12 protein-coding genes are annotated in these 11,715 nt (G+C 68.0%); 4 read left to right on the top strand and 8 right to left on the bottom strand.

From position 1 onward, the window contains the following. Window positions 1–5: 5 nt before the first annotated feature. Together ACTJJX_RS03720 and ACTJJX_RS03715 are read right to left on the bottom strand one after the other, a co-directional pair. Window positions 6–554 (bottom strand): hypothetical protein, encoded by a 549-nt coding sequence (locus ACTJJX_RS03720; protein ID WP_003084486.1) that lies wholly within the window; start codon window positions 552–554, stop codon window positions 6–8. 54 nt (window positions 555–608) lie between these two features. After that, on the bottom strand, window positions 609–2,039 hold the full coding sequence (locus ACTJJX_RS03715) for a coniferyl aldehyde dehydrogenase (protein ID WP_003102868.1): 1,431 nt from the start codon (window positions 2,037–2,039) through the stop codon (window positions 609–611). Window positions 2,040–2,327: 288 nt separating this feature from the next. Here ACTJJX_RS03715 and ACTJJX_RS03710 point away from each other — a divergent pair, with 288 nt between their 5' ends. Next, window positions 2,328–2,975, top strand: coding sequence for a TetR/AcrR family transcriptional regulator (locus ACTJJX_RS03710; RefSeq protein ID WP_003084488.1), 648 nt, complete (start codon window positions 2,328–2,330; stop codon window positions 2,973–2,975). On the opposite strand, the gene ACTJJX_RS03705 is transcribed toward ACTJJX_RS03710, so the two are convergent. From ACTJJX_RS03705 to ACTJJX_RS03680, 6 genes are all read right to left on the bottom strand, one after another. Then, entirely contained in the window at window positions 2,960–3,370 is a 411-nt protein-coding gene (locus ACTJJX_RS03705) for a GNAT family N-acetyltransferase (RefSeq protein ID WP_003102866.1), read from the bottom strand. The genes ACTJJX_RS03710 and ACTJJX_RS03705 overlap by 16 nt on opposite strands. A gap of 62 nt (window positions 3,371–3,432) precedes the next feature. Continuing rightward, window positions 3,433–4,431, bottom strand: a complete 999-nt coding sequence (locus tag ACTJJX_RS03700) for a hydrolase (protein WP_016852366.1) — start codon at window positions 4,429–4,431, stop codon at window positions 3,433–3,435. 36 nt (window positions 4,432–4,467) lie between these two features. Then, window positions 4,468–5,034, bottom strand: a complete 567-nt coding sequence (locus ACTJJX_RS03695; protein ID WP_003117889.1) for a hypothetical protein — start codon at window positions 5,032–5,034, stop codon at window positions 4,468–4,470. A gap of 2 nt (window positions 5,035–5,036) precedes the next feature. Then, window positions 5,037–5,633, bottom strand: coding sequence for a 16S rRNA (guanine(966)-N(2))-methyltransferase RsmD (gene rsmD / locus ACTJJX_RS03690; RefSeq protein ID WP_009875718.1), 597 nt, complete (start codon window positions 5,631–5,633; stop codon window positions 5,037–5,039). Then, window positions 5,633–7,120, bottom strand: a complete 1,488-nt coding sequence (locus ACTJJX_RS03685) for a M16 family metallopeptidase (RefSeq protein ID WP_016852367.1) — start codon at window positions 7,118–7,120, stop codon at window positions 5,633–5,635. The genes rsmD and ACTJJX_RS03685 overlap by 1 nt, the downstream gene beginning before the upstream one ends. Further along, a complete protein-coding gene (locus tag ACTJJX_RS03680) occupies window positions 7,113–8,510 on the bottom strand; it encodes a M16 family metallopeptidase (protein ID WP_003084498.1) in 1,398 nt (465 codons plus the stop codon). The genes ACTJJX_RS03685 and ACTJJX_RS03680 overlap by 8 nt, the downstream gene beginning before the upstream one ends. 120 nt (window positions 8,511–8,630) lie before the next feature. Between ACTJJX_RS03680 and ftsY the strand changes: the two genes are divergently transcribed. The 3 genes from ftsY to ftsX are packed head-to-tail and all read left to right on the top strand — an operon-like array spanning window position 8,631 to window position 11,670. Further along, complete coding sequence (ftsY, locus tag ACTJJX_RS03675; RefSeq protein ID WP_023082628.1) at window positions 8,631–9,995, top strand: signal recognition particle-docking protein FtsY; 1,365 nt, start codon at window positions 8,631–8,633, stop codon at window positions 9,993–9,995. Continuing rightward, window positions 9,992–10,663 (top strand): cell division ATP-binding protein FtsE, encoded by a 672-nt coding sequence (gene ftsE / locus ACTJJX_RS03670; RefSeq protein ID WP_003084505.1) that lies wholly within the window; start codon window positions 9,992–9,994, stop codon window positions 10,661–10,663. The genes ftsY and ftsE overlap by 4 nt, the downstream gene beginning before the upstream one ends. Next, a complete protein-coding gene (gene ftsX / locus ACTJJX_RS03665; protein ID WP_003084508.1) occupies window positions 10,663–11,670 on the top strand; it encodes a permease-like cell division protein FtsX in 1,008 nt (335 codons plus the stop codon). Before ftsE ends, ftsX begins: the two co-directional genes overlap by 1 nt. Window positions 11,671–11,715 lie beyond the last annotated feature (45 nt).

Below are 11,715 nucleotides of genomic sequence, written 5' to 3'. Positions count from 1 at the left end.
GCGGCTCAAGCGATCTTCGGCGGTCCGGGGTAGCCACAATGGGCCCACGCCTCGGGGCGGGCGTACCAGGCCATCATCGCCAGTTGCATCAGCGAACTGTGGCCCATCCGCAACAGGCCGATGAAGCTGTTTTCCCAGCGCGAAAGGAATGCCCGCACGTCGTCGCCGCTGGCGTTCTCCCAACTGCCCCAGATACCGGTGAGCGGGCCACGGGTGAGCGGCAGGGCGAGCACGTCGAAGAGTTGCTGGGTGAGCTTGAACATCTCCGGGGAGAGCCGCGCCAGGTTGTGGTCGAGGCTCTGGATCGCGCCCTCCACGGCTTTCGGCATCTGCTCGGCGGAAACCGCGCCGAGCAGCATCACCGGCAGCAGCGCACGGAGGAACGGCAGGTCGGATTCGCGGACCTTTTCCAGGCCGCTCGCCGGTTTCTCCGCCGAACAGCCGGTGAGGCTGGCGGTGACGCCCGCGGTGGCGAGGAAGGCGCCGCCGATCAGGCCGACTTTCATCAGGCTGCGTCGGGACAGGCCGGCGCTTTCAAGGGTGGTGTCGCTCATTGTTGTTATGTCACCTGCAGCGTAGGAATGAGGGGGCGCCGCACGCGCCCCGGTTCAGCGCACGAACAGCTTGTAGACGAGCTTCTGGATCGACTTGCCGTAGGGGGGGTAGATCATTCGCGCGGCGTTGAAGCGCGGCTTGCTGAACACGCCCTTGGCCTTGCTGAAGGTGAGGAAGCCTTCGTGGCCATGGTAGTGGCCCATGCCGGAGGGACCGACGCCACCGAACGGGATGTCGTCCTGGGCGACATGCAGCAGGGTGTCGTTCAGACACACGCCGCCTGAGTGGGTCTCGTGCAGCACGCGCTGCTGCTGCGCCTTGTCGTAGCCGAAGTAGTACAGGGCCAGCGGTCGCGGGCGCTGGTTGACGTAGGCCAGGGCGTCTTCCAGGCGCTCGTAGGGGATCACCGGCAGCAGCGGGCCGAAGATTTCCTCCTGCATCACTTTCATGTCGTCGCTGACGTTCAGCAGCAGCGTCTGCGGCAGGCGCCGTTGCTGGCCTTCGGCGAACAGCGGGACGAGGGTCGCGCCCTTCTCGCGGGCGTCGTCGAGATAGCCCCGGAGGCGGCCGAGCTGGCGCTCGTTGATGATCGCGGTGTAGTCGGGGTTGTCCGAAAGACGCGGGAAGAAGCCCTGGACCACCTCCTTGTACTGACTGACGAATTCCTCGACGCGCCGGCTCGGTACCAGCACGTAGTCGGGCGCGACGCAGGTCTGCCCGGCGTTGAGGCTCTTGCCGAAGGCGATCCGCTCGGCGGCGTCCTTCATCGGCACGCTGTCGGAGACGATCGCCGGCGACTTGCCGCCCAGCTCCAGGGTGACCGGGGTCAGGTTCTCGGCGGCGGCGCGCATCACGTGCTTGCCGACGCTGGTGGCGCCGGTGAACAGCAGGTGGTCGAACGGCAGCTTGGAAAAGGCCACGCCGACGTCTACCTCGCCTAGCACCACGGCGACCTGGTCCTCGGGGAAGATCCGCGCCAGCAGGTCCTTGAGCAGGCGCCCGGTGGCCGGGGTCGACTCGCTCATCTTGATCATCACCCGGTTGCCGGCGGCGAGGGCCCCGGTCAGCGGGCCGATGGAGAGGAACAGCGGATAGTTCCAAGGCACGATCACCCCGACCACGCCCAGCGGCTGGTACACCACCTGGGCCGAGGCCGGCTGGAATTGCAGGCCGACCGCGCGGCGCGCGGGCTTCATCCATTTCTTCACGCGCTTGGCGGCGTAGTGGATGCCGTGCAGGCTGGGCATGATCTCGGCGAGCAGGGTCTCGTCGGCGGAGCGCGCGCTGAAGTCCCGGTCGATGGCCTCGATCAGTGCCTGCTGTTCCTTGAACAGCAGGTCGCGCAGGGCCTTCAGCCACTGCACGCGCTGCGTGGCGTCGGGCATCGGCTGCGCCAGGTAGGCGGCGCGCTGGCGGGCGAAGAGGGCTTCGAGCTGGTTGATTTCCTGCTGGCTCTGCTGCAGGTAGGCGATATCGGCGACCATGGGCTGGCTCCTCGGCGAAGCGTGGGCGGCTGCGTGGCCGCGCGTCTGTCGTTATGGCGGACCTGGTTCGGTCCGATGAATTTCGCTGCGTCGCTGGATTTCTAGAGTAAATACTCTAAAGTGTCAAACAGCATGCCTGCCAGCCCGGCGCTTGCGTACCCAACGAAAGGCGGGCCGGTCGCCGGCCGCCACCCCGGGGGCTGACCCGGGCGGCCGGCTTTGTGTACCTTCTACGCTGTCACGGCGGGGCGCGCCCCGCACTGTTACCCGAACGAGCCCGTCGTCCCCATGGCACCACGCATCAAGACCCGCGATCGCATCGCCCAGGCCAGCCTGGAACTGTTCAACGCCCAGGGCGAGCGCAGCGTCACCACCAACCATATCGCCACCCACCTGGGTATATCGCCTGGGAACCTCTACTACCACTACCCGAACAAGCAGGCGATCATCGCCGAGCTGTTCGCCGAGTACGAAAGCCACGTCGAGAGTTTCCTGCGCCTGCCCGAAGGGCGGGGTCTGACGGTGGACGACAAGACCTTCTACCTGGAAGCGCTACTGGCCGCGATGTGGCGCTACCGCTTCCTCCACCGCGACCTCGAGCACCTGCTGGAAAGCGACCCGGAGCTGGCGGCGCGCTACCGCGCCTTCGCCCAGCGTTGCCTGGTCAACGCCAAGGCGATCTACCGGGGCTTCACCGAGGCCGGCATCCTGCGGATGAACGAGACCCAGCTGGAGGCCCTGACCCTCAACGCCTGGATCATCCTCACCTCCTGGGTGCGCTTCCTCTGCACCACCCTCGATCTCGACGGCGACCTCAGCGAGGCGCAACTGCGTCGCGGCATCTACCAGGTGCTGGCGCTGGAGAGCGGGCACATCGAGGCGCAGGCCCAGGATGCGGTGGACGGGATTTCCGAGCGGCTCTACGTGCCGCTCTGATCGCGCAGGGTTTTCTCCAGCACCTGCTGGATGTGGATGCCGTGGCGGCGGAAGAAGGCTTCGGTACCGAGGGTGGCGTCGGTGAACAGGTAGGCGCCGCGGTGATCCTCGGCGAAGCGCCGCAGCAGGGCTGCGCCGACGCCGCTGCTCTGTGCGCCGGGCAGCACGGCGATTTCCGCCAGCCAGACGCGAATCGGTGTTTCTTCCTCGGCGCGCAGCAGGCCGACCAGGCGGCCGTCGCGTTCGGCCAGCAGGGAATACCCGGAATGCTGGTACAGCGTGCGTAGCTCGGCAGGCGGCATGCGCCGGTCCCAGCCGACCGCCGCGTGGATCGCCAGGATCGCCTCGCAGTCGGCGTCGTCGAGCATCGGGTTGTGCCGCAGCGTCAGTTCCATTCGCCCCCCTTTTTCCTTCAGCCTGTTCCTATTCTGCCGCCCGTCGCCGGACGCCGGCCAGCTCAGTGCTGCCGCAGGCGGGCCTCCAGCCAGTCGGGGATGCGTCGTTCCAGGTAGTAGGTGGGCTGGCGCGGAGAGCCGTCGACGAAGCCGACGTGACCGCCGCGGGCGTGCAGCTCCAGCTCGGTGCAGGATGCCAGTTCGCTGCGATCGGGCAGGCTGCGGGCGAACACGAAGGGGTCGTCGCTGGAATGGATGATCAGGCTCGGCGTGCGGATGTCCGGCAGGTAGTAGCGGCTGGACGCGCGCCGATAGTAATCCCTGGCGTCGGCGAAGCCGTGCAGCGGCGCGGTGACCCGGCCGTCGAAGTCCCAGAAGGTGCGCATGCCCTCCAGCGGACCGAGGCGTTGCAGGGCGGCCAGGCCTTCCGCCTGGCCCTGCTCGCCGAACAGCCGCTGCTTGTCCTGCACGTAGGCCAGCATGGCCTTCATGAAGTGCGCCTGGTAGACCCGGGAAAAGCCCAGGCCGATGCGGTCGGCGCACTCGTCCAGGCGGAACGGCACCGACACCGCGACGCCGCCGAGCAGCGGGCAGTCCCCAGCGGTTTCGCCCAGGTACTTGAGCAGCACGTTGCCGCCCAGCGAATAGCCGACCGCGTACAGCGGCGCTTGCGGGCGCCTGGCGCGCAGGTGCGCGACCACCTCGGCGAGGTCGTCGCTGACCCCGGAATGGTAGCCGCGCGGCAGGCGGTTCGGCTCCCCCGAGCAACCGCGCCAGTTCAGCGCCACGCTGGCCCAGCCGCGCTCCAGCAGGGCGCGCTGCAGACCGAGGATGTAGTGCGACGAGGATGACCCGGTGAGGCCGTGCAGCGCCAGCACCAGCGGGGTCTCGGCATCGTGCGGGCCGGCCCAGTCGAGGTCGATGAAGTCGCCATCGGCCAGCCACAGGCGTTCGCGCTGCCGTTCCAGGGTCGGCCCGCGGCGGAAGAACGGGCTCCACAGGGTCTGCAGGTGCGGATTGGGCAGCCACCAGGCGGGCTGGAAGGTCGGGGACGCGGTCATGCGCAGGTCATGGGCGGTGGTGGTGTGGCCACCAGCTTACCAGCCGAACTCGTCGGCGAGGTCCTCCGCCCGCTGGCGCGAACCGAGGATCGGTTGCAGTTCGTCGACGAGCTGCTGCCGATAGCGGGGCGCGACGCTGCAGTCGTCCAGCAGGATGTCCTCGCCGGCGCCGCTCCAGACCTCGCCGAAGCAGACCAGGCTGGCCGCCATCTGCCACAGGTCGTCGAAGCACGGGGCCGGGTCCCAGCCCCTGCCGCCATGCAGGTCGAAGAGTATGCGCCCGCTGCCGGTCTCGAGGATGAACGGGTCGGCGCCCTGGTCGGCCACCACCAGCCAGTCGTCCTGCCAGCCCGACAGGCGCTCGCCGCTGATGCCGTGCCAGCGATAGCCGGCCTGGCGCTGCCAGAGGCGGGCCAGGGACGGCAGGAAAAATGGGTTGCCGGCACTCTCCAGGGTGCAGTCGAGTGGGCCGACCTCGCGGTAGAAACGCTCCAGCTCGGCGGGCAGGGCGATATCGCCCTGCCAGTCGGCGGCGGGTTGCGCCGCGCAAGGCTCGCCAAGCGCCAGCAGGCGTTGGCGAATGCTCGCGGAAGCCGGGCTCATCCTCAGGCTCCCCGCTGCCAGAGCGCGTAATGTACGTTGCCGGCTTTCTTTTCCCGGTGCAGCCGCCAGCTTCCGGGCAGGCCGAGGGACGAGGGGACGCTCTCGCTCTCGGTATAGATCCAGGCGTCGGGGTTCAGCCAGCCGCGGGTTTCGAGCAGGCGGCAGGCGTCCTGCAGCAGGTTCTGATGGAACGGCGGGTCGAGGAACACCAGGTCGAAGGCGCTCGGAGCCTGGTTTCCCAGGTAGCGCACGGCATCGCCGAGGACCAGTTGGGCGGTGCCGCACTTGAGCGCGTCGAGGTGGTTGCGCAGGGCCGCCACCGCTTCGCCGTTGGTATCCAGGGCCAGCCCTTCGCGGGCGCCGCGCGACAACGCCTCGAGGAACAGCGCGCCGCTGCCGGCGAAGGGATCGAGCACCCGTGCGCCTTCGACATAGGGTGCCAGCCAGTTGAACAGGGTCTCGCGGACCCGGTCCGGGGTCGGTCGCAGGCCGGGCCCGTCGGGAAAGACGAAACGCCGGCTGCGCCATTCGCCACCGATGATCCGCAGCTGTCCCTGGCCGCCGTGGCGGCCGGGGGCTTTCGCAGTAGGTTTGCTCATCAATGCTCCGGAACGCCGCTGGGTTGCTGGGCCGGCTTGGCGGTGGGTGGCGGCAAGGGTTTCTGCGGCACGCTCGGGCCGGCGCTGACGATGACGAAGGCGTCGGCGTCCAGGTGCTTGGCCATGGCGCTCCTGACCTGTTCGACGCTGAGTCCCTCGACCTGCTTGAGGAAGCTTTCCAGGTAGTCCAGCGGCAGGCCGTAGAAACCGATGGCGCCGAGCTGGCCGACGATGTCGGCGTTGCTCGCGGTGGACAGCGGGAAGCTGCCGGCCAGTTCGCGCTTGGCGTCGTCCAGTTCCTTCTGGGTCGGGCCGTTGGCCAGGTAGTCGCGGACGATGTCCTGGACCAGCTTCAGCGCCCCCTCGCTGAGTTCGGCGCGGGTCTGGAAGTTGATCATGAACGGACCGCGTGCCTGCATGGCGGTGAAGCCGGAATAGATGCCGTAGGTCAGGCCGCGCTTTTCTCGCACCTGGTCCATCAGGCGGGTGCCGAAGCCGCCGCCGCCGAGGATCTGGTTGCCCAGGTAGAGCGCCGCGTAGTCGGGATCCTGGCGGTCGATGCCAAGCTGGGCGAGCATCAGGTGGGTCTGCTCGGAGGGGAAGTCGATGCGCGTCAGGCCGGGCTTGGGCGTTTCCGGCTGGACGGTCTTGGCCAGCGCCGGGCCCTGGGGCAGCGCCTTGGAGACTTCTGCGGCGATCGCTTCGGCCTCCTGCCGCGAGAGGTCGCCGACCAGCGCGATGACCACGTTGCCGGCGGCGTAGGCCTTCTTGTGGAACGCCTGCAATTGTTCGCGGCTGATCGTTGGAACGGACTTTTCGTCGCCGTCGCTGGAGTGCGCGTAGGGATGCTCGCCATAGAGGCGCTTGAACAGCTCCAGCCCGGCCAGCTTGCCGGGGTTCTGCTTCTGGTACTCGAAACCGGCCAGGACCTGGTTCTTGATGCGTGCCAGGGCGTCCTCGGGGAAGGTCGGCTGGCCGATCACCTGTTCGAACAGCTTCAGCGCCTGGGTCCGCTTGTCGGCGTCGGACAGGCTGCGCAGGCCGGCCACCGCCATGTCGCGGTAGGAACCGTTGCTGAACGAGGCGCCGAGGTCCTCGAAGCCGGCGGCGATGGCAGTGGTGTCCTTGCCCGGCACGCCTTCGTTGAGCATGGCGTTGGTCAGCATCGACAGGCCGGGGGTGCCGGCGTCCTGGCTGCTGCCGGCGGCGAAGGTCAGGCGCAGGTCGAACATCGGCAGTTCATGGGCCTCGACGAACAGCACCTTGGCGCCTTCGGCGGTCTTCCATTCCTGGATGTCCAGCTTGCGATGGACCGGCGCCTGCTTGGCGACGTCCTTCAGCGACTGCAACTGGTTTTCCTCGACCGCCGCGGCATGGGCCGCCGCCGGGGTCTGGGTGGGACGCGCGACGAAATAGGCCAGCGCGGCCAGCAACGCAATGACGATCAGGCCGAGCAGGCCATAACGCAGCCCTGTGCGCTCACTCATGACGGGCCTCCTTTTCCTCGGCCTTCACAGGCAGCACTTGCGCCAGGGTCAGGCGCGACGGGGTGAAATAGGTGCGGGCGGCTTTCTGGATATCGTCCGGAGTCACTGCCTTGAGGGCCTCCAGGTCCTGGTCGATCAGCTTCCAGGACAGGCCGACGCTTTCCAGCTGGCCGATGCTGCTGGCCTGGGCGGCGATGGAGTCCTTCTCGTAGACCATCCCGGCGATCATCTGCGCGCGCACGCGCTCGATCTCCGCGGCGCTGGGCGGGTTCTGCTTGAGGTCATCGAGCTGCTTCCACAGACCGGCCTCGACCTGCTCGAGGGTCTTGCCCTTCTGCACGTTCGGCGTGGCCGAGAGGACGAACAGGCTGTCGCCGCGGTTGAACGCGTCATAGTAGGTGGAGGCGCCGGCGACCAGCTCCTCGCCGCGCTCCAGGCGCGAGGCCAGGCGGGCGCTGTAGCCGCCATCGAGCAGCGCGCCGATCAGGCGCAGGGCGTTGACTTCGCGAGGGTTCTCGCTGCTGCCCAGGCTGGGCACGTTGAAGCCCATGATCAGGTTCGGCAGCTGGGTGCGTACGTACAGCTTGAGCCGGCGCTCGCCGGGCTCGGCCAGTTCCAGCGGCTTGCGCGCCGGCGGCAGCTGGCGCCAGGGGATCTCGCCGAAGTAGCGCTTGGCGAGGGTCTTGACCTCGTCGGCGGTGACGTCGCCGACCACTACCAGGGTGGCGTTGTTCGGCGCGTACCAGGATTCGTACCAGTGGCGCAGGTCGTCGATGGTCATGCGCTGCAGGTCGGCCATCCAGCCGATGGTCGGGGTGTGGTAGCCGCTGGCCGGGTAGGCGGCGGCCTTGAAGCGCTCGAAGGCGAGGGCGTTGGGATTGTCGTCGGTGCGCAGGCGGCGCTCCTCCTTGATCACCTCGATCTCGCTCTTGAACTGGTCGGCCGGCAGGCTCAGGTGGGCCATGCGGTCGGCTTCCATCTCCAGGGCCACCGGCAGGCGGTCGCGGGCCAGGACCTGGTAATAGGCGGTGTAGTCGTCGGTGGTGAAGGCGTTCTCTTCCGCACCCAGGTCGCGCAGCACCCGCGAGGCTTCGCCCGGGCCGAGCTTGCGGCTGCCCTTGAACATCATGTGTTCGAGGGCGTGGGACAGGCCGGTGAGCCCGGGTGTCTCGTAGCTGGAGCCGATCCTGTACCAGAGCTGGGAAACCACCACCGGGGCGCGGTGGTCTTCACGCACTATGACCTTCAGGCCGTTGTCGAGGCTGAACTCGTGGGTGGGCTGGGTTTCCGCCGCCTGGGCGAAAAGCGGGAGACAAAGGCTGGCTAGGAGCAGGCCGACGCGGCGGCGAGCTGGGGTTTTCATGGTGATCTGGACCTTTCGTGCCGCCACCGGGGTCTCAGGTCACTGCGGGGCAGGACCCTTAGCCCCGTCGGGCGAGGAGATGCTAGGATACCCATCCGTTTTCCGGGCGGCCACGTCCCGTGCCGCTCCCTTGAGATACAAGCATTCATGTTTGGTTCCAACGATGACAAGAAGGCCCCGCAGGGCGGGGAAAAGAAAGGTCTGTTCGGCTGGTGGCGGAAAAAGCCGCAAGCCGGCGAGCAGCCTGCCGATCAGCCTGTCGAGCCGGTCTCCGAGACAGCGGCCGCCGAGCAGCGCGCGCCTGCCGATGACGTGGCGCAATCCCTGACAGAACAGCCAGGTCGGCAGCAGCCCTCCGCTGCCGAGCCGGCCGAGCCGGCGCCGGTTGCCGAAGCACCGCTCGCCAGTGGCGAGCCAGCGTCGGCCGAGGAGCATTCGCCCCGGCCCGAGGCGCCCGTCGCGCAACCCGAACCTATCCTGGCTGCCGAGCCCGAGCCCGAGCCCGAGCCCGAGCCCGAGCCCGAGCCCGAGCCCGTTGCGCCGCTGGCCGCCGCTCCGGCAGTCAGCGAGCCGGCGACCAGGCCGGGCTTCTTCGCCCGCCTCCGGCAGGGACTGTCCAAGACCAGCGCCAGCATCGGCGAAGGCATGGCCAGCCTGTTCCTCGGCCGCAAGGAAATCGACGACGACCTGCTCGACGACATCGAGACGCGCCTGCTGACCGCCGACGTCGGCGTCGAGGCCACCACCCTGATCGTGCAGAACCTGACCAAGCGCGTGGCGCGCAAGGAGCTGGCCGACAGCGGCGCGCTGTACAAGGCGCTGCAGGAAGAGCTGGCCAGCCTGCTGCGCCCGGTGGAGCAGCCGTTGCAGGTCGACGTCGCGCGCGAGCCCTATGTGATCCTGGTGGTCGGGGTGAACGGCGTGGGCAAGACCACCACCATCGGCAAGCTGGCGAAGAAGCTGCAACTCGAGGGCAAGAAGGTCATGCTGGCCGCCGGCGACACCTTCCGCGCTGCCGCCGTGGAGCAGTTGCAGGTCTGGGGCGAGCGCAACCGTATCCCGGTGATCGCCCAGCACACCGGCGCCGACTCCGCCTCGGTGATCTTCGACGCGGTGCAGGCCGCCAAGGCCCGCGGCATCGACGTGCTGATCGCCGATACCGCCGGACGCCTGCATACCAAGGACAACCTGATGGAGGAGCTGAAGAAGGTGCGCCGGGTGATCGGCAAGCTGGACGAGACGGCGCCCCATGAGGTCCTGCTGGTGCTCGACGCCGGCACCGGGCAGAACGCCATCAACCAGGCCAAGCAGTTCAACCTCGCGGTGGAGCTGACCGGCCTGGCCCTGACCAAACTGGACGGCACCGCCAAGGGCGGGGTGATCTTCGCCCTGGCCAAGCAGTTCGGCCTGCCGATCCGCTATATCGGTGTCGGCGAGGGGATCGACGATCTCCGTACCTTCGAGGCCGACGCCTTCGTCCAGGCACTCTTCGCAGAGCGGGAGAACGCATGATCCGCTTCGAGCAGGTCGGCAAACGCTATCCCAACGGCCACGTAGGCCTGCACGAGGTGTCCTTCCGCGTGCACCGTGGCGAGATCCTCTTCGTCACCGGCCACTCCGGCGCCGGCAAGAGCACCCTGCTGCGCCTCATCCTGGCGATGGAGCGACCGACCAGCGGCAAGCTGTTGCTCGGCGGCCAGGACCTGGGGCGCATCACCACCGCGCAGATCCCTTTCCTGCGCCGGCAGATCGGCGTGGTGTTCCAGAACCACCAACTGCTCACCGATCGTACGGTGGCGGACAACATCGCCCTGCCGCTGCAGATCCTCGGCATGCCCAAGCCGGAGATCGCCAAGCGCGTGGCCTCGGCCCTGGAGCGGGTGAACCTGAAGGAAAAGGGCGAGGCGTTGCCTTCCGACCTTTCCACCGGCCAGCAGCAGCGGGTCGGCATTGCCCGCGCCATCGTCCACCAGCCGGCCCTGCTGCTGGCGGACGAACCCACCGGCAACCTCGACCCGCGACTCGCCTCGGAAATCATGGGTGTGTTCGAGGATATCAATCGCCTGGGCACCACCGTACTGATCGCCAGCCACGACCTGGCCCTGATCGCCCGTATGCGCCATCGCATGCTGACCCTGCAGCGTGGCCGGATCATCGCTGACCGTGAGGATGAGGCCTGATGAGCGCCAACGATCTTCCCCGTGGCCCCGAAGAGGGCGCACCGGAACGCAAGACCCGCGAGAAACCGAGCCAGGAGCAGACCGACTGGAGCGGCTCGTTCAGCGCCTACCTGGAAAGCCATCGCGCCAGCCTGGTGGACAGCCTGCGCCGGTTGTTCGGCCACCCGTTCGGCAGCTTCTTCACCTGCCTGGTGATGGGTATCACCCTGAGCCTGCCGATGGGCCTCTCGCTGCTGCTGAACAATGTCGAACGGCTCGGCGGCTCCTGGCAGCGGGCGGCGCAGATCTCCCTGTTCCTCGACCTGAAGACCAGCGAAAACCAGGGCCAGGACCTGCGCGAGCAGATCGAGCGCCTGCCGGACGTGATCGAGGCCCAATTGATCAGCCGCGAGCAGGCGCTCAGCGAATTGCAGGAACAGTCCGGCCTGGGCGAAGCGCTCAAGGAGCTGCCGGAGAACCCGCTGCCGCCGGTGATCTCGGTCACGCCCAAGCAGATCGACCGGGCCGGCCTGGAGGCACTGCGCCAGCAGCTCGCGGAGCTGCCTCATGTGCAGCAGGCGCAGCTCGACCTGGTATGGGTCGAGCGCCTGAGCGCGATCCTCAAGCTCGGCGAACGCTTCGTCTTCGGCCTTACCATCCTGCTGGTGCTGACCCTCTTGCTGGTGGTGGGCAACACCATCCGCCTGCACATCGAAAATCGCCGTAACGAAATCGAGGTGATCAAGCTGGTCGGCGGGACGGACGGATACGTGCGCCGGCCATTCCTGTACATGGGCGCGTTGTACGGCCTGGGCGCGGGCATCCTGTCCTGGGCGCTGCTGGCCTATTCGCTGAACTGGCTGAACGGTTCGGTGGTCAACCTTTCAGGGCTGTACGGCAGCGACTTCGGCCTGCAGGGCGTGCCGCTGGACGACGGCCTGTCGCTGACCGTGGGCGCGGTGCTGCTTGGCTGGGTCGGCGCCTGGCTGGCCGTGGCCCGCCACCTGCGCGAGCTGGCGCCGCGCTGAGGACAGGGGGATCACGACCGGCCAGCGGGTCGCTGTAAAGGAACT

Source organism: Pseudomonas sp. 22490 (assembly GCF_052044465.1).
Taxonomy (GTDB): Bacteria; Pseudomonadota; Gammaproteobacteria; order Pseudomonadales; family Pseudomonadaceae; genus Pseudomonas; species Pseudomonas aeruginosa.
Note: the sequence above shows the minus strand (reverse complement) of the source record. Positions and strands in the feature narration are given on the sequence as shown.

Excerpts from the sequence above, each read along its gene's own strand:
- ACTJJX_RS03695 (WP_003117889.1), bottom strand. The coding sequence starts at position 5,034 with ATGAGCCCGGCTTCCGCGAGCATTCGCCAACGCCTGCTGGCGCTTGGC.
- rsmD (WP_009875718.1), bottom strand. The coding sequence starts at position 5,633 with ATGAGCAAACCTACTGCGAAAGCCCCCGGCCGCCACGGCGGCCAGGGA.
- ACTJJX_RS03710 (WP_003084488.1), top strand. The coding sequence starts at position 2,328 with ATGGCACCACGCATCAAGACCCGCGATCGCATCGCCCAGGCCAGCCTG.
- ACTJJX_RS03715 (WP_003102868.1), bottom strand. The coding sequence starts at position 2,039 with ATGGTCGCCGATATCGCCTACCTGCAGCAGAGCCAGCAGGAAATCAAC.
- ACTJJX_RS03685 (WP_016852367.1), bottom strand. The coding sequence starts at position 7,120 with ATGAGTGAGCGCACAGGGCTGCGTTATGGCCTGCTCGGCCTGATCGTC.
- ACTJJX_RS03700 (WP_016852366.1), bottom strand. The coding sequence starts at position 4,431 with ATGACCGCGTCCCCGACCTTCCAGCCCGCCTGGTGGCTGCCCAATCCG.
- ftsE (WP_003084505.1), top strand. The coding sequence starts at position 9,992 with ATGATCCGCTTCGAGCAGGTCGGCAAACGCTATCCCAACGGCCACGTA.
- ACTJJX_RS03720 (WP_003084486.1), bottom strand. The coding sequence starts at position 554 with ATGAGCGACACCACCCTTGAAAGCGCCGGCCTGTCCCGACGCAGCCTG.
- ftsX (WP_003084508.1), top strand. The coding sequence starts at position 10,663 with ATGAGCGCCAACGATCTTCCCCGTGGCCCCGAAGAGGGCGCACCGGAA.
- ftsY (WP_023082628.1), top strand. The coding sequence starts at position 8,631 with ATGTTTGGTTCCAACGATGACAAGAAGGCCCCGCAGGGCGGGGAAAAG.
- ACTJJX_RS03705 (WP_003102866.1), bottom strand. The coding sequence starts at position 3,370 with ATGGAACTGACGCTGCGGCACAACCCGATGCTCGACGACGCCGACTGC.